This is a genomic window from Microbulbifer elongatus, assembly GCF_021165935.1.
GTDB classification, from domain to species: domain Bacteria; phylum Pseudomonadota; class Gammaproteobacteria; order Pseudomonadales; family Cellvibrionaceae; genus Microbulbifer; species Microbulbifer elongatus.
Genome location: NZ_CP088953.1, coordinates 3,806,867 through 3,822,054, shown reverse-complemented (window position 1 = coordinate 3,822,054; position 15,188 = coordinate 3,806,867). Strand labels below are relative to the sequence as shown.

Genomic DNA, 15,188 nt, shown 5'->3' with positions numbered 1-15,188 from the left:
GAATTTTAAATGATCAAATCCCTATGGACCGCCAAAACCGGCCTGGAATCTCAGCAGGTTAAGATGGATGTCATTGCCAACAACCTGGCAAATGTCAGTACCAATGGCTTCAAAAAATCCCGTGCGGTTTTTGAAGACCTGTTGTACCAGAATATGCGTCAGGCCGGCGCCCGTAATGATATTCAGAATACCTTGCCATCTGGCATGCAGGTTGGAACGGGTGTACGTCCGGTTGCCACCGAACGATTACACTCCCAGGGGGGGCTGGAAAATACAGGTAACTCCCGTGATCTGGCGATCAATGGCGCTGGTTTTTTCCAGGTGCGTATGCCCGACGGCAGTACGGCCTTCTCTCGGGACGGCAGCTTTCAACTGGATGAGAATGGCCAGATGGTAACTGCCAGTGGCTATCCCCTGGAACCGGCAGTACTAATCCCGGAAAACGCCTTGTCTGTCACTGTCGGAAGAGACGGGCTGGTTTCGATTACCGAGCCCGGTTCCACACAGAGTGTTGAGGTTGGTCAGTTAACCCTGTCCACCTTCGTAAATCCGGCTGGACTTCAGGCCATCGGTGAGAACCTTTTTCTGGAAACCAGCGCGTCAGGTATGCGTAGCGAAAGTATCCCGGGTATGAATGGTGCGGGCAGTCTGTATCAGTCGTTCGTTGAAACCTCTAATGTTAACGTCGTTGAGGAAATGGTTAATATGATTCAGACCCAGCGCGCATACGAAATCAATAGTAAGGCGGTACAGACTTCCGACGAGATGCTGTCCCGACTGGCCCAGTTGTAATGCGTAGGGTCCGACTCACATTGCGTTTAGCGCTCGCAGCAACTTTTCTTGCATCGGGGTGTGCGCAGATACCGCAATCTTCATTGGCAGGCGAACCGGAGTGGGTCGAAATTCCATTGCCTCCAGAACCTCGTGCGAATGGAGCTGTTTATCAACCAGAAGCAGGTTATCGTCCTCTATTTGAGGACTATCGCCCACGAATGAGCGGTGATCTGCTTACCGTCGTGTTTAACGAACAGGTCAGCGCCTCCAAAAACTCGGAGGTGAATGCAGATCGGGAGGGCGCATCCACCTTTACTGCCGACACCGCGCCCCTCGGGCTTGAAAAACTCGCGGAGTACGGGCTAGACATCAGCGGAAGCTCGAACTTTGAAGGCAGTGGCGGAGCCGAGGCTCGGAACACCTTCTCGGGAACCTTGACAGTAACCGTGCTCGAAGTATTACCTAACCGCAATTTACGTGTTCGCGGTGAAAAGCAGATCCGGATTAATCAGGGAACCGAGTTTATTCGCTTTTCTGGCATCGTCGACCCCCGTGAAATCACCGGTGAAAACTCGGTACTGTCAACTCAGGTAGCGGATGCACGTATCGAGTATGTTGGTGATGGCTATATCAACGAAGCCCAGACAATGGGGTGGCTGCAGCGGCTTCTGCTGAATATCGCCCCCTACTAATTTTCCCGAACCTTAAACGGCGAAATGTTCATGAATAAATTATTGCCGCTACCGTTACTTGTGCTCATTGCTGTCGGCTTGAGTGTCATGGTGAGCACTCTCGCGAACGCCAGGCCTATCCGTGAGCTTGCGGATTTTTCTGGTGTGCGGGATAACCAGCTCGTGGGTTACGGTCTCGTCGTCGGACTGGATGGCACAGGCGACCAGACCATGCAAACCCCATTCACCACGCAAAGCCTCAGCAATATGTTTTCGCAACTGGGGATAACTATTCCCCAGGGGACCAACATGCAATTGCGTAATGTGGCTGGTGTCATGGTGACGGCGAAGTTGCCAGCTTTTTCACGGCCGGGACAAAGGCTGGATGTAGTTGTTTCTTCTGTGGGTAATGCGCGTAGTCTGCGTGGCGGTACCCTGTTGATGACACCGCTCAAAGGCGTGGACGGGAGAACCTATGCGGTAGCCCAGGGTAACCTGGTGGTTGGCGGTGCCGGTGCTGAGTCAGGTGGTTCCAGCGTACAGGTTAACCAGCAGGCAGGTGGCCGTATTGCGGATGGCGCGTTGGTGGAAAGGGAGGTGCCCGTGGCACTCGGGGCTGGGGGTTATCTGGACCTACAGCTGCGAGAAGCGGATTTCACCACGGCAGAGCGTATGGTACAGGCTATAAATCGCAGCTTTGGAAGTCAGGTGGCGGGCGCGGTAGATGCCGGCCTGGTGCGGGTTCACAGTCCGGACAATGACAATGAAAGAGTGCGCTTTATCGCGCGGCTACAGCAGATTAACGTCACCCCGCAGGCTCCTCCCGCACGTGTGGTTCTGAATGCTCGCAGTGGTGCGGTGGTATTGAACGGACAGGTCACACTCGGTCCCGCAGCTGTGGCCCACGGCAATTTGTCGGTAGTGATTGATACAGCCTTTGGCGTAAGCCAGCCATCGCCGTTCGGGGACGGCCGCTCGGTGGTCGTTCCTGACAGCGATATTTCTGTCAGAGAGCAGGTTGGTGCTCTGAAGTTTGTCGAAGGCGCAGATTTGATGGAAGTAGTGGATGCGCTCAATGCACTTGGCGCTACGCCAACCGACCTGATGACGATTCTGGAAGCGCTCAAGGCGGCTGGTGCTCTGCACGCGGAATTGGAGGTAATCTGATGGGCTCGATTGATGCACGTGCTGGATTTGCCCTGGATATACAGGGGCTTAATCATCTGAAGCAAGGCAATCAGGGGCAAGGTCAAGACAGAAGCGGGCAATTGCAGGCCGCAGCGGAACAGTTTGAGGCACTGTTTCTACATCAAGTGATGAAAAGTATGCGCGAAGCAACACCGCGTTCCGGTCTGATGGACAGCTCCGCCACCCGCTTTTATGAGTCCATGTTTGACCAGCAGCTTTCCTCTCATCTTTCCGGTCGTGGGTTGGGCCTCGCCGAGCAACTGGTTCGACAGCTTTCCCGCGAAATTTCACCGGCGACGCCATCTGAGACTCCGGTATCAAGAAGTAATATCTCCGCTGATAAAAGCATATGATAAAAAACGACAGATTGCCTCAAGATAGTGGACGTTGCTGCCGATAATAGGATCAACGGTGATATGGAATTACAACGATGAGCATCTTTTCAATAGGTCTGAGCGGGCTCAATGCCGCACAGAATGCCCTGAATACCACCAGCAACAATATCAGTAATGTTTATACTCCCGGCTACAACCGGGAATTGACGCTGCTTTCTGAACGAAATGGTGCGGGCGGGGTCACCGTCGAAGACATTCAGCGACAGTTTGACGGGTTCGTAGCTGGCCAACTAAACCGCGCGAATAGCGAAACCAGCGCACTAAGTAGTTATGTGACGCAGGTCTCCCAGATCGATAACCTGTTGGCGGACCAGCAGGCAGGTCTGGCGCCGTTGATGCAGGACTTCTTTTCATCGTTTGAAGACCTTGTCAATGCACCTTCGGACCCCGCGGCTCGTCAGGGGGTAATCGGGGCCGCCGATACCATGAGTGCTCAATTCCGTGCCTTTGACGAATACCTCAATGACATGCAGGACGGTATCAACACACAGATTCGTGATGAAATCACTCAGATCAATAATACCGCCGCGCAGGTTGCGAACCTCAATCGCGAAATCGCACTCGCCAGGGCCAAACACGGTGAAGCACCAAACAGTCTACTTAATCAGCGGGATCAGCTGGTGGCCGACCTGAGTACGCATCTTGATGTCGAGCTAACTGTACAGGAAAGCGGAACCTATAACCTCTCTATTGGCAATGGTCAGCCCATTGTTGCTGGCACGACCAGCTTTGAGCTTCAGGCAATTGCCAGTAGTGCAGATCCGGCTCGTTCGGTGGTTGGTTATCGGGATTCTGCAGGCAATATGATTGAAATGAAAGATGGTCGTATCAGCGGTGGTGCCCTGGGGGGCCTGTTGAGCTTCCGTAGCGAAGCTCTGGACAAAACCCAAAACCAGCTGGGCCAGTTGGCGGTCACACTAGCGAGTGCGGTAAACGAACAACATCGCGCTGGGTTTGATCTCGAAGGCACACCGGGGGGGGATATGTTCTCCGTGGCCGAGCCTCGAATTCTTGGCAACGAGCGTAACAATGGTAGCGCAGTGTTCAGTGCTTCATTTGGCGATCTCAGTCAGCTCGCTGCCACTGATTACGAGCTGAAAGTGACCGATGCGGCCACTGGTGAGTTTCAGATAACCCGCTTGGATAGCGGCGAGCGGTATACCGCGACACTGGATGCCAGTGGCCAACTCGCGCTGGGCGGCGTTGTACTACAGGTAGATGACGCCACGGCGCTGTCGGATGGTGACCGCTTTCAACTACAGCCAGTACGTGGGGCCGCGGGTAGCATGGACAATTTAATCCGAGATACTGCTTCGATCGCTGCGGGTGCGGGTGGAGGCACTGGCGATAACGAAAATGCCCTGGCTCTGCAACAGCTACAACAGCAGAATCTGGTTGGTGGTAACGCGACGTTTAACGGGGCCTATGCGATTATGGTCAGCGATGTAGGCAGTCACACCAATATCGCGCAGGTAAATCTCGATGCACGCCAAGGGTTGAGTGAGCAACTATACGCGTTGCAGCAATCCGAGTCTGGCGTGAACCTCGACGAAGAGGCCGCCAATCTGATTCGCTATCAACAGTTTTATCAGGCAAACGCCAAAGTCATCCAGACCGCGTCCACTGTATTGGACGAAATTCTAGGCCTGCGCTGATCTGTTGGACACGCACAAAAGTATGAACAGAGAGAGATAGGCTATGCGTATCAGTACCCTCACTATTTACGAACAGAGCATGAGTTCATTGAATCGCCAGCAGGGTAGCCTGATGCAGGTGAGTCAGCAGATTGCCTCCGGCCGTCGTGTGGTCAATCCGTCTGATGATCCGCAAGCTGCGTCCCAAGCCGTTCAGGTCTCCCAGGCCCTCGCAATCAACAGTCAATACGCCGATGCGCGTATTGGCGCGCGCAATGCACTGGCTCAGGAAGAGAGTGTGCTGAACAGCGTTAGTGACGCTATTGGCAGCGCGCGAACACTGATTCTCCAGGCTTCCACTGACACGTTAAGCGATGCAGACCGCGCGTCTATTGCCAGCGAACTCCGTGGTATATATGAAACAGTCATCGGCCAGGCGAATGCCACTGATGGCAATGGCCGCTACCTATTCGGAGGCTATCAGGATAGCAGTGAACCTTTCGTACGTGACGCAAGTGGAAATGTGAATTACGTTGGGGACAGCAACAACCGAGCGGTAAGGGTCGATGCCTCTCGACTGATGCCGGTTGCGGACAATGGTGAAGACATTTTCCGCAGTGTGCACAGTGGTGCGGGCTATGTAATGGAAGCGGCAGCGGGAAATCAGGGCAGTGTCGTCTTTAAGGGGCCTCAGGTAGTAGATGACAATGACCCGGGTTATGGCACCGCTTTTGATATCACTTTTTCGGTGTCTGGTGGTGTGACCAGTTACTCGATCAACGGTGGTGCGGTACAGACTTATGAGCCGGGCGAGGCAATCCGTTTCGGCGGGCTGTCGGTAACCTTGGACGGTATACCGGCCGATGGTGACAGTCTGCAGTTGGATCGTGCGGAGAACATGAACACTGACCTGTTCCGCACCTTTGAAAAAGCGTTGGCTGTGCTGGAACAACCATCGGCGTCAGATGCCGAAATTGCGGCCCGTAAAAACACCCTTAGTAGTGTGTTGCGGGAGTTTGACAACAGCCTCGACAATGTTCTGACCACGCGAGCATCCGTTGGTGCGCGCATGAATGAGCTGGATGTAGTGGATTCAGTGTCGGGTAACCGCAGTCTGAACTACGAAGAAAAGCTCTCCGGGCTGGTAGATCTGGATTACGTTTCCGCCATCGCGGAGTACAGTCTGCGTCAGGTCGGGTTGCAGGCTGCGCAACAGGCATTTATCGACATCAAAGGCCTGAGCCTTTTTGATCGCATGTGATTTGGCCTGCAGTCCGGAATGATGGATCCGGGGTTACGATGCTAGGATTGCCAGCAGTTGCACGATTGCGCTGAGCCCTTGTTCAAAAAGTAGCTGCAGGAAACGCCCCAGGTCAGTCATCAACACTAAAAGTAATATCAGCCCTAGGGTCAGAGATACCGGAAACCCGATGGAAAAAACCGTAAGCTGCGGCGCAGATCGGTTGAGGATTCCAAGGGACAGGTTGACGATCAGCAGCGCAGCTACCATCGGTAACGCTAACATCAGACCGGAAGAGAATATTGTACCGCCGAAGCGTGCAAGCATTTCAAAACCCGCAGGGTTGAGTCCGCTGTATCCAATAGGCAGTGTATGAAAACTGCTTGCCAGAGTGTCGATGACGATGAGGTGACCGTCCACTGCAAGAAAAACCATCATCGCAATCAGATGTAGAAACCGTGATAGCACCATGGTGTTGACCCCGTCGGGGGTAACGAAAGTGGCGAATGCCAGTCCCATCTGAAGCCCGATAAAATCACCGGCTGCCTGAACTACCGCAAACATGACCCGTAGAACCAGGCCAATGGCCGCGCCAATGAGAGTCTGTTCCACCACAATACCAAGACCCGCCCAGGACCAGATTGGCACTGTTGGTAGCGGCGGAAGGTTTGGCGCAATCGCAAAGGTAATGAGCGCCGCGAGCCCGATTTTTACCCGGGTGGGAGCGCCCTGGTGACCGAGCAACGGTGCTGCCATAAAGAAACCCGACAAGCGCACAAATGGCCAAAGGAAGGCGATCAGCCAGGTGTGGAGTTGCGCGTAGGTAATCTCAATCACGTGTGTATACCGGCATCAGGAAACCAGCATCGGAATATTCTGGAACAGGGTGCGGGTGTAGTCGACGATCAGTGCCAGTAGTGCTGGTCCGGCGATTACCAGCACAGCGAAAACTGCGAGTATTTTTGGAATAAATGACAGTGTCATTTCGTTGATCTGCGTCGCTGCCTGAAACAGGCTCACCAGCAGGCCGACCAGAAGCGCTGTAATCAGCATCGGTGCACCGAGAGAGAGAGCCACCAGCATCGCCTGGTAGGCGAGATTCATTACGGTTTCTGCAGTCATGGGAAAAAGCTCTGAGCCAGCGATCCGATCAACAGCTGCCACCCGTCAACCAGCACAAACAACATCAACTTGAATGGCAGAGAAATGGTGGCCGGTGGCACCATCATCATACCGAGCGCCATAAGGACACTGGCAACAACAAGGTCAATAATCAGAAAGGGAATAAAAATGGTGAAACCAATCTGAAATGCCGTTTTGAGTTCACTGGTGACAAATGCCGGCAACAGCACACGCAATGGTACTGATTCCGGGCCCGGCAGCGGGCCCACCTTCGCCAGCCGTGCAAATAATGCGATATCCGGCTCGCGTGTCTGTGCCAGCATAAAGTGCTTCATCGGTGCACTGCCACGCTTTAGAAACTCCTCGAACTGTATTTCGTCACGGGTGAGCGGTTGCCACGCTTCCTCGTACACCTTTTCCAGGACCGGTGACATGACAAAAAACGTCAGAAATAATGTAAGCCCGAGAATTACCTGATTGGGGGGCGCGGCCTGGGTGCCCATGGCAGTGCGCAACAATCCCAGTACGATGATGATACGGGTAAAACAGGTCATCATCAGAAGAATAGCGGGCAGAAAGGCCAGGCTGGTAAGCAGTAACAGAGTCTGGAGTTTGATGGACCACCGCTGGCCGCCGTCTGCGGTGGGCTGGCTTACAAGACCACTGATGTCCGCACCTTGCGCTAAGGAGTCAGTAGACCACGCGCTGAACAGAAGCAGCAGTCCACTTGTCAGCGCGAATCGGGTGTTCAGGACTTTCAATATTCTCACTAGCCTTTTCCCTTACCGCTGAGGTTATGTCCCAACGCGCGCGCAAAGCGTTCGGCGAAGCTCTCGGAATCGACTTTGTTCAGGTCACCGGAGGGTATGGTGGCGCCCGGTTTGTCAGCGGATGCCGCAGCGAGTGAATGCAGACAATTGATCTGCCCTCCTCCTACACCAAGTATCAACCACTGATCTTCTACCTGAAGCACCACCACCTTTTCCCGTGCCCCCAGTGTCTTGCACGCCACGATGTCCATCTGTGGGCCGGTGCGATTGTGGGAAAGCCCTGGCGCCAGCCGACGGGTCAGCCAGGCGCACAGTAGAATAAAAGCCACCAGCGCAATCAGTACTCCGGCAACCTTGCCCAGCACTGCCAGACCGATAACGGATTCGCCACCAGGCGTACTTGCTCCGTTCATCGGTTAAGCTTGTGAATTCGTTCCTGGGGGGTCACGATTTCGGTAATCCGAATACCGTACTTTTCCTCAATGACGACCACTTCCCCTTGGGCAACAAGGTAGCCGTTGATCAGGATATCCATGGGCTCACCGGCGAGGCCATCGAGCTCGATCACCGAGCCCTGAGCCAGCTCCAACAGTTGCTTGATAGTGATGCGGGTTCGGCCCAGCTCAACGCTCAGCTTTACCGGAATATCCATCACCATTTCAAGGTCCCGCGCCGCACCGCCCGTGCTGTTGTTCTCTAGCGGTTTGAACACATCATCAGCAGCACTGCGCGCGCTACCACTAGTGGCTTCTTGCTCTGAAAGCGCTTCAGACCAGGCGTCATCTGCATTGTCGGTCAGTTGCTCAGCCATGGCTGCGGCCCAGCTATCTGTATCGTGCGTTTCGTTCTCTTGTTCCTTATGGTCGTTGTCGCTCATGCTTCAGACTCCTCTCGTTGCGGAGCCAGGCCCGCGTTGAAATTACTAATCAGGGATGTGGGCCTGGGCGCAGTGCGTTCGATAACTTTACTGACACGGAGGGCGCTCAGTCCGTTGCGGCTGCCGTATTCGCATTCCAGAACCGGTACGCCATCTACCCGCGCGGTCACATTGGATGGCAGGTCGATGGGTAAGACGTCTCCGGGTTTCAATGCCAGTACTTTGGCGATCCGGCTGGGGATATTCGCGAACTCGGCTACCAGTCCACCTCGGATTGGCGGATTTCCCCTGCCATACGTCGGTTCCAGGTCTGATCGCCAGGGTCGCGCCCGTCCACCACCGGGTTTGCCAGCCGATCGCGCAATGGCTCGATCATTGAATAGGGCATGCAGATCTGGAAGCGTTCCGAAAGATTGCCAACCTCCAGGTGAAAATTGGTGTTGACGATGATTTCATTCGGCGAGTTGGTGATGTTGGCGAATCGCGCTTGCAGCTCCGAGCGTAAATAGGTTATTTCTAGCGGGTAAACCGACCGCCACGAATCCTGATAGGCATTGATCGCGAGATCGAGTACACGCTGAATCACGCGCTGCTCGGTGTTGGTAAACTCGCGACCCTCGGAGCGGGTAACAAAACGGCCGTCGCCCCCGAACAGGCTGTCAACAACCATAAATACCATCGCAGGGGGGAAAACCATCAAGGCGGTGCCCCGTAGTGGCTTCATGGCGATCAGGTTCAGGTTTGTCGGTACTGGCAGATTGCGTGCAAAATCTTTAAAGCTCTGATAGCGCACGGATTCAACGGTAATGTCGGCGGATCTGCGAATCAGATTGAACAGGCTCACACGGAAATTTCGCGCAAACCGCTCATTAATTACGTCGATACTGTGCAGTCGCTCACGGATGACGCGCTGCTGTGTGGCGGGATCGTAGGGACGCATCTCCGGGCCGGCGGTAGTGCTGATTGTACTATCGCTGCTATCGCCATCGCCGCCGTGAAGCAAAGCATCAATTTCTTCCTGTGAGAGGAGGTCGTCCTGGGACATATGAGAGCTGCCTATTGAACGATGAACTCGGTGAACAGAACATCATCAATGAGCAACTGTGGTTGTTTGTTGCTCATCGGTTCCGAGAGAGTATTGAGAATTCCTTGCACTAGGTTTTCCTTTCCCTCCAGGGTGGCAAGCCCCGCGGGCGACTGGACTGAGTGCAGAATGAGCAGCCGGCTGCGTACCTGAGGCATGTGCTCAAGCAGGAAATCCCGGGTTTCGTCGTTGCCGACCTGTAGTGAAATCCCGACGTAGAGAAGGCGATTGGCCAACTGGTCACCCTGAAGATTGACCGTGAAGGGATCTATGCGGACAAAAATCGGATTATCCGAGCGATCGGGTGCGTCCTGTTGTTCCACTGCGACAGAAGCCGTGTCGGCGTTATCTCGCAATAGAAGGTAGATGTTTAGCCCCACTAAAATGGTGATCAGCGATACCCCAACAATTGCCACCCAGAACAGGCCGCGATTTTTTCCTGACGTGTCTTCAGCCATACGGCGCCTTTTTAACGTGAGCGAAAAGAGGGAACGGGAGTCACTGTGCAAAGAAGCAACACACTCCCACTCCGAATATTCGATTGTTTCGACAGAGAAAGTATGCCGCTGCTGTGCTGCATTGAAGGAAAGAAAAGGCCTAGAAATTAGGCCCATCTTCCGGCTTTGGGTCCCGGCCAGAGGCAGATTGGAAAACGCGGGGAAGGGGAAAAGCTTCTATCGGTCAGGCGTAGAGGTCGACACCACCTAGACTGGCGGAGAGTGGAAGCCGGACCTCCCGCTGAATCTCCTCACCGGATTCTCCTGTAGAGTCGATCTCACTCGCAAAGCCAGTAGCATCACTCAAATGCGCGTGTGAACCCTTTTGCTGAGATTCCTGCTGGTGATGCTGTCCCACGGAGGCTTCGCCCAGAGTAATACCCTGCTGGGCCAGGGTTTCTCGTAGTAGAGGCAGTGCGTGTTCCACCGCGCTGCGCACCGCTGCATTTGCAGTGAGAAACTGTGCCCGCATTCCCTGATCTTCCAGATTCAGGCTGACGGATAGCGCGCCCAGTTCACGGGGGTGTAAATGCAGATCAACCTGTCTGTCTCCTCGATGTACCATACTCAACAGATGTTGACTGAACTCCTCTCCCCAAGCATTTGATCCCAGCGATACGCTGATACTGGGTGCCGAGGTGCTTGGTGGCTGGAGATTTGACGTTGATGAAGTGACGAGCCCGGTCGTTGTGGTGAGTAATTCCGCGGCCTGGGGGGCAGGGCCAGAAGAATGAATTCCTTCGTTCGTTATAAAGCTGGTCTGGACAGGCCCCGCATTCGCGGGTTTTCCGGTAGCGCTGTCCGACAGCCGATCCCGTTGCAGGTTCGCAGCGAGTTGTGGGGATGTCTCCGGCAGTACTATGCGCTGATTGTGTGTGATTTCGGCATCTTGTCCAGCGTCAGTCACCTCGGGAAGCGCTTGCGGTGCTAGTGTTGTCACCTGCTGGTTGCCGTTCGCTCGCAGTGTAGAGTTAAAAACAATCTGCGCCTCATGAACATTAGAGGTTCCCTCTGCGGAAAGTGCAGTATGGAGCGAGCCAGGTAGCGATACCATCATGGCAGGGGAGAGCGCTTCATCTGGATGTTCTGACAGATCGGTTTTCAAAATCTGTTCGATATCTTTCGCGGTATTCTCGCCAATCGGGAACAGGCGCAGATCTGTAGGAGGCAATGCACTGTCCGATAGATCTGTCAAATTTACCTCGTCTGTATAAGGCATCTGAGGTGGCAGAGGGTGCGGAGTTGTGGACTGAATGGCTGACTGCAGACTTTGCGAAAACAGCGATTCCGTGTCGGGATCAGTACCGGCCTTGGTTCCCGATGTTCCTTGTGTGTGGCTATTGACCGCCGATTTGATTGTTGCCGTGGCAATTAGTGCTGTGATATCCATGAGCAGTTACTCCGTGGTAATTGCGAAATTAAAACGGGTTGTTTCCGTTGCGTAGTGCGCGGCGGGCAATCAGGTTCTGGGTCATTTCGTCGGCCTGACGAAGCTCGCGGCGGGCTTCCTTTCGCTGTTCCAGTTGCGCGCGCCGGGTCTCCAGCGCACTGAAAGAGGTGAGTTTGCTCTGATGGTGCCGCCAGTGCTCGCTCGTGGAGGCAACCTTGTCTTGTTGTTGGGCCAGTACATCTCTCGCTCGGGCAATGGCGCCATCAAGTGATTCTATAAAACGATTGTAATCCGCGAGAGTTGACGCACTGATCCCCTCGGCCATGGCCTGCTGCAGGCGTTCGCAGTACTCGCTGCGATATCGTTGCAAAGCGTCAAGTTGCCCGTTGGTCTGCGCGCTGGCAGAACGCTCTTCCGCCAGAGCACGCCCGGCGTTGTCGCGCGCCTTGCGGCTCTCGTCGATCAGGATATCGAGTGACTCTGAGCGGCTCATTCTCCGGCTCCCGATGATTGTGCTGTAGGTATTAGTGCATTCAGCGCGGAGATGGAAGAGTGGATATCGGCACGCTCACTCATACGCTGTTGAAGGAATTGCTCGATATACGGATATCTCTGTACTGCCTGATCCAGCTCAGGGTCGTGCCCGGGACTGTAAGCCCCAACACTGATCAGATCGCGATTGCGCTGGTAGCGCGAGAAAAGCTGCTTGAGTCTTTGAGCTTGGCGCTGATGATTGTCATCGACAATGGCGCTCATCGCACGGCTGACGGATGCCTCGATATCGATTGCCGGGTAGTGCCCGGATTCCGCGAGTCCCCGAGACAGCACAATGTGGCCATCCAGAATCGCGCGAGCCGCATCGGCAATGGGGTCTTGCTGATCATCACCTTCGGCCAGTACGGTATAAAATGCAGTGATAGAGCCGCCATTCTCCCCATTCCCCGCACGCTCCACCAGGACAGGTAATTGTGCGAATACGGAGGGCGGGTAGCCTTTGGTGGCTGGTGGTTCTCCGATGGCTAGAGCAATTTCCCGCTGCGCCATGGCATAGCGGGTCAGGGAGTCCATGATCAGTAGCACACTTTTCCCGGTGTCCCGGAAATGCTCCGCTATGCGTGTGGCATAAGCCGCGCCCTGCAATCGTTGCAGGGCTGAGGTATCCGCGGGGGCCGCGACCACCACCGCTCGGCGTCGCCCATCTTCACCCAGAATATTATCAATAAAATCTTTTACTTCCCGACCCCGCTCGCCAATCAGGCCGACCACAATCACGTCCGCACTGGTGTAACGTGCCATCATGCCGAGCAGCACGGATTTACCGACACCAGATCCCGCGAAGAGGCCAAGGCGCTGGCCGCGGCCAACACTAAGCAGGCCATTGATTGTGCGCACACCGACATCAATCTGTTCCTGTATGGGTGTGCGATTGAGCGGATTGAACGGCGTTGCCGAAAGGCCATCACTTTCAACGAAGTCGAGTTCTGGGCCGCCATCTAATGGTCGTCCGCTTCCGTCCATTACCCTTCCCAATAGTTGCTCGCCAAGGGGGAAGCGGCGGGCGCCGTTGCCGCCCAATGGGAAAACCCGAGCACCGGGGGTGAGGCCACTCACTTCTTCCAGCGGCATCAGAAACAGTCGTTCACCGGTGAATCCCACGACCTGGGCTTCGGCGTAGTCGGGTTCCGATGCCCCAGACCGATCGAGCTCGATCGAGCAGCCGCTACCGAGAGGAATCCGCAGTCCCACTACCTCCAGAACCAACCCCGTAGCACGCACAACTTTTCCACTGCTTCGAAAGCGTGGTGCCTGGCCAACACTTTCTGCGATGCAGCTTAGTTCCTGTTGCCAACGCTGCGTATGCACAGATTCATTCGACGCGTTCACTCTTTCGCTCCGGGTCTGTGATTCGTGCGTCGGGGAAAGGGGAGGCTGTATTTAAGAACTTCTTGCCAACGGATCTCACGGGTTGCGTCAAGCTCACCACTTGGCGTTGTCACCCTGCAGCCGCCGCGAGTGAGCCGCGAATCCTGCTCCAATCGCCAGCCCACGCTGTTCAATTCATTGCCGAGGTCGGCTTGAACCAGAGGTAGATCTTCTGGGTGCAGCCACAGCCGAACCTGTTCCTTGGAGGCGGATTCTTCGCGTAGCAAGGTGCGCACCAGGCCGCAAACCTGCTGCGGCTCGGCCTTTAAGGCGTCGTCTGCGAGATGGCGGCCAACGAGCAGTGCAAGTCGAGTGATGTCTTCGGCTATTTCTTTATCCATGGAAGTCAGCGCATCGCTGAAGTTCCGTGCGAGGTCTTCGAGTGGAGCCAGTAGCACCTTACGCTGCTGATTGGTTTCTGAGGTTCCAGTCTCTCGACCTTCGTTGAGGCCCTGTTCATAGCCATCTGCGTAGCCCGCTTCGTAACCCTGCTGACGGCCTTCCTCTTGGGCCTGTGAGCGCAATGCATTCAACTCTGAGGTCAATGAGCGTCGCACAGAATCGCGACGTTCCCGTTCTCCGCTAAGGTCGTCAGGCTGCCAGCGGCGCCATGAAACAGCTTCAGACATACACTTCTTCCCCGCCGCTTAACACGATTTCACCGCTGTCAGCCAAGCGGCGCACGACCTGGAGAATCGCTTTTCGCTCGCGCTCCACCTGAGACATACGAAGTGGACCACTGGCCTCCAGTTCTTCGCGCAGTAGTGTGCCCGCGCGACTTGACATATTGTGCAGAAACTTCTCGAGAAGATCCGGCTTGCTGCCCTTAAGCGCAGTGACCAGCTGCTTGTTTTCCACCTCTTTCAGGATCAGCTGAATGGCGCGATTGTCTAGATCAATCAGGTTTTCGAACAGGAACATTTCATCGATGATTTTCTGTGCGAGATCTTCATTGTGCTCGCGCACACGCTCGATCACATTTTCCTCTGCACTCGAGTTCATCAGGTTGAGAATTTCTGCCGCAGTGCGAGCACCGCCCATTTTTGCGCGCTTCAGATTCTGACCATCCAGCATACTGGTGAGGACCTCTGTCAACTCTTGAAGCGCTGCGGGCTGTACGCCACTAAAGGTTGCGATGCGTAGTACGACATCTTCGCGCAGTTTATCTTCAAAATACTCAAGTACCGAGGCCGCCTGGCGGCGTTCAAGGTGTACCAGTATGGTCGCTATGATCTGTGGGTGTTCATCGCGGATCATTTCCGCCACCGTATTTGCTTCCATGATATTCAACGCATCAATACCGGAATCTGCGCTGGTGATATCAAATATATCTTCCAGCAGGCTTGATGCGCGCTCGTTACCTAATGCCTTGGTGAGCACGGCCCGGATACGCTCACTGGAGTACAGATTGAGTGCGCCAAATTCTTCAGACTCTGTATTGAAGTCCTGAAGCACTGAGCGCATTTCTTCATGGGATACCGAACGCAGCGAAGCCATTTCCTGGCTTAAGTCCTGAACCTCCCGCGCACTCAGGTGTTTGAATACTTCCGCTGCACTATCTTCATCCAGAGCTAAGAGCAAAATGGCGCTACGGCGCATATTGCTCATAGCCTTCTGTTTCTG

19 protein-coding genes are annotated in these 15,188 nt (G+C 54.7%); 6 read left to right on the top strand and 13 right to left on the bottom strand.

All coding sequences use genetic code 11. The annotated features are described in order from the left end of the window. Positions 1-9 precede the first annotated feature (9 nt). From flgG to flgL, 6 genes are all read left to right on the top strand, one after another. Complete coding sequence (flgG, locus tag LRR79_RS15795; RefSeq protein ID WP_231758129.1) at positions 10-792, top strand: flagellar basal-body rod protein FlgG; 783 nt, start codon at positions 10-12, stop codon at positions 790-792. Continuing rightward, positions 792-1,466 carry a flagellar basal body L-ring protein FlgH gene (locus tag LRR79_RS15790; protein WP_231758128.1) on the top strand — a complete coding sequence of 225 codons (675 nt, stop codon included), beginning with the start codon at positions 792-794 and terminating at the stop codon, positions 1,464-1,466. The genes flgG and LRR79_RS15790 overlap by 1 nt, the downstream gene beginning before the upstream one ends. 30 nt (positions 1,467-1,496) lie before the next feature. Continuing rightward, positions 1,497-2,612 carry a flagellar basal body P-ring protein FlgI gene (locus LRR79_RS15785; RefSeq protein WP_231758127.1) on the top strand — a complete coding sequence of 372 codons (1,116 nt, stop codon included), beginning with the start codon at positions 1,497-1,499 and terminating at the stop codon, positions 2,610-2,612. Then, a complete protein-coding gene (locus LRR79_RS15780; RefSeq protein WP_231758126.1) occupies positions 2,612-2,986 on the top strand; it encodes a rod-binding protein in 375 nt (124 codons plus the stop codon). The genes LRR79_RS15785 and LRR79_RS15780 overlap by 1 nt, the downstream gene beginning before the upstream one ends. Positions 2,987-3,063: 77 nt before the next feature. Next, positions 3,064-4,683 (top strand): flagellar hook-associated protein FlgK, encoded by a 1,620-nt coding sequence (gene flgK / locus LRR79_RS15775; RefSeq protein WP_231758125.1) that lies wholly within the window; start codon positions 3,064-3,066, stop codon positions 4,681-4,683. Positions 4,684-4,726: 43 nt separating this feature from the next. Next, a complete protein-coding gene (flgL, locus tag LRR79_RS15770) occupies positions 4,727-5,923 on the top strand; it encodes a flagellar hook-associated protein FlgL (RefSeq protein ID WP_231758124.1) in 1,197 nt (398 codons plus the stop codon). A gap of 33 nt (positions 5,924-5,956) precedes the next feature. Here flgL and fliR read toward each other — a convergent pair whose 3' ends face one another. From fliR to fliG, 13 genes are all read right to left on the bottom strand, one after another. After that, complete coding sequence (gene fliR, locus LRR79_RS15765; RefSeq protein WP_231758123.1) at positions 5,957-6,739, bottom strand: flagellar biosynthetic protein FliR; 783 nt, start codon at positions 6,737-6,739, stop codon at positions 5,957-5,959. Positions 6,740-6,754: 15 nt separating this feature from the next. Then, positions 6,755-7,024 (bottom strand): flagellar biosynthesis protein FliQ, encoded by a 270-nt coding sequence (gene fliQ / locus LRR79_RS15760; RefSeq protein WP_231758122.1) that lies wholly within the window; start codon positions 7,022-7,024, stop codon positions 6,755-6,757. Next, complete coding sequence (gene fliP / locus LRR79_RS15755; protein WP_231760044.1) at positions 7,021-7,758, bottom strand: flagellar type III secretion system pore protein FliP; 738 nt, start codon at positions 7,756-7,758, stop codon at positions 7,021-7,023. Before fliP ends, fliQ begins: the two co-directional genes overlap by 4 nt. A 35-nt stretch (positions 7,759-7,793) precedes the next feature. After that, the gene (gene fliO / locus LRR79_RS15750) at positions 7,794-8,207 is read right to left on the bottom strand and encodes a flagellar biosynthetic protein FliO (RefSeq protein WP_231758121.1); all 414 of its coding nucleotides are present in this window, start codon (positions 8,205-8,207) and stop codon (positions 7,794-7,796) included. Continuing rightward, positions 8,204-8,671 (bottom strand): flagellar motor switch protein FliN, encoded by a 468-nt coding sequence (fliN, locus tag LRR79_RS15745; RefSeq protein WP_407665218.1) that lies wholly within the window; start codon positions 8,669-8,671, stop codon positions 8,204-8,206. Before fliN ends, fliO begins: the two co-directional genes overlap by 4 nt. Beyond that, on the bottom strand, positions 8,668-8,883 hold the full coding sequence (locus tag LRR79_RS15740) for a FliM/FliN family flagellar motor switch protein (protein ID WP_231758120.1): 216 nt from the start codon (positions 8,881-8,883) through the stop codon (positions 8,668-8,670). Before LRR79_RS15740 ends, fliN begins: the two co-directional genes overlap by 4 nt. 44 nt (positions 8,884-8,927) lie before the next feature. After that, the gene (gene fliM, locus LRR79_RS15735; RefSeq protein ID WP_231758119.1) at positions 8,928-9,716 is read right to left on the bottom strand and encodes a flagellar motor switch protein FliM; all 789 of its coding nucleotides are present in this window, start codon (positions 9,714-9,716) and stop codon (positions 8,928-8,930) included. Positions 9,717-9,727: 11 nt separating this feature from the next. Continuing rightward, entirely contained in the window at positions 9,728-10,213 is a 486-nt protein-coding gene (fliL, locus tag LRR79_RS15730) for a flagellar basal body-associated protein FliL (RefSeq protein WP_231758118.1), read from the bottom strand. Between the two features lie 223 nt (positions 10,214-10,436). Continuing rightward, positions 10,437-11,642, bottom strand: a complete 1,206-nt coding sequence (locus LRR79_RS15725; RefSeq protein WP_231758117.1) for a flagellar hook-length control protein FliK — start codon at positions 11,640-11,642, stop codon at positions 10,437-10,439. A 28-nt stretch (positions 11,643-11,670) separates the two neighbouring features. Beyond that, the gene (gene fliJ, locus LRR79_RS15720; protein WP_231758116.1) at positions 11,671-12,135 is read right to left on the bottom strand and encodes a flagellar export protein FliJ; all 465 of its coding nucleotides are present in this window, start codon (positions 12,133-12,135) and stop codon (positions 11,671-11,673) included. Further along, a complete protein-coding gene (gene fliI, locus LRR79_RS15715; RefSeq protein WP_338146950.1) occupies positions 12,132-13,505 on the bottom strand; it encodes a flagellar protein export ATPase FliI in 1,374 nt (457 codons plus the stop codon). Before fliI ends, fliJ begins: the two co-directional genes overlap by 4 nt. Positions 13,506-13,522: 17 nt before the next feature. Continuing rightward, entirely contained in the window at positions 13,523-14,194 is a 672-nt protein-coding gene (locus tag LRR79_RS15710; RefSeq protein ID WP_231758115.1) for a flagellar assembly protein FliH, read from the bottom strand. Next, a complete protein-coding gene (gene fliG, locus LRR79_RS15705; RefSeq protein ID WP_231758114.1) occupies positions 14,187-15,173 on the bottom strand; it encodes a flagellar motor switch protein FliG in 987 nt (328 codons plus the stop codon). Before fliG ends, LRR79_RS15710 begins: the two co-directional genes overlap by 8 nt. Positions 15,174-15,188: the final 15 nt, after the last annotated feature.

What these genes read in the sequence shown, in the direction of transcription:
- flgG (WP_231758129.1), top strand. Translation starts at nt 10, where the DNA reads ATGATCAAATCCCTATGGACCGCCAAAACCGGCCTGGAATCTCAGCAG.
- LRR79_RS15790 (WP_231758128.1), top strand. Translation starts at nt 792, where the DNA reads ATGCGTAGGGTCCGACTCACATTGCGTTTAGCGCTCGCAGCAACTTTT.
- LRR79_RS15785 (WP_231758127.1), top strand. Translation starts at nt 1,497, where the DNA reads ATGAATAAATTATTGCCGCTACCGTTACTTGTGCTCATTGCTGTCGGC.
- LRR79_RS15780 (WP_231758126.1), top strand. Translation starts at nt 2,612, where the DNA reads ATGGGCTCGATTGATGCACGTGCTGGATTTGCCCTGGATATACAGGGG.
- flgK (WP_231758125.1), top strand. Translation starts at nt 3,064, where the DNA reads ATGAGCATCTTTTCAATAGGTCTGAGCGGGCTCAATGCCGCACAGAAT.
- flgL (WP_231758124.1), top strand. Translation starts at nt 4,727, where the DNA reads ATGCGTATCAGTACCCTCACTATTTACGAACAGAGCATGAGTTCATTG.
- fliQ (WP_231758122.1), bottom strand. Translation starts at nt 7,024, where the DNA reads ATGACTGCAGAAACCGTAATGAATCTCGCCTACCAGGCGATGCTGGTG.
- fliO (WP_231758121.1), bottom strand. Translation starts at nt 8,207, where the DNA reads ATGAACGGAGCAAGTACGCCTGGTGGCGAATCCGTTATCGGTCTGGCA.
- fliN (WP_407665218.1), bottom strand. Translation starts at nt 8,671, where the DNA reads ATGAGCGACAACGACCATAAGGAACAAGAGAACGAAACGCACGATACA.
- fliM (WP_231758119.1), bottom strand. Translation starts at nt 9,716, where the DNA reads ATGTCCCAGGACGACCTCCTCTCACAGGAAGAAATTGATGCTTTGCTT.
- fliL (WP_231758118.1), bottom strand. Translation starts at nt 10,213, where the DNA reads ATGGCTGAAGACACGTCAGGAAAAAATCGCGGCCTGTTCTGGGTGGCA.
- LRR79_RS15725 (WP_231758117.1), bottom strand. Translation starts at nt 11,642, where the DNA reads ATGGATATCACAGCACTAATTGCCACGGCAACAATCAAATCGGCGGTC.
- fliJ (WP_231758116.1), bottom strand. Translation starts at nt 12,135, where the DNA reads ATGAGCCGCTCAGAGTCACTCGATATCCTGATCGACGAGAGCCGCAAG.
- LRR79_RS15710 (WP_231758115.1), bottom strand. Translation starts at nt 14,194, where the DNA reads ATGTCTGAAGCTGTTTCATGGCGCCGCTGGCAGCCTGACGACCTTAGC.
- fliG (WP_231758114.1), bottom strand. Translation starts at nt 15,173, where the DNA reads ATGAGCAATATGCGCCGTAGCGCCATTTTGCTCTTAGCTCTGGATGAA.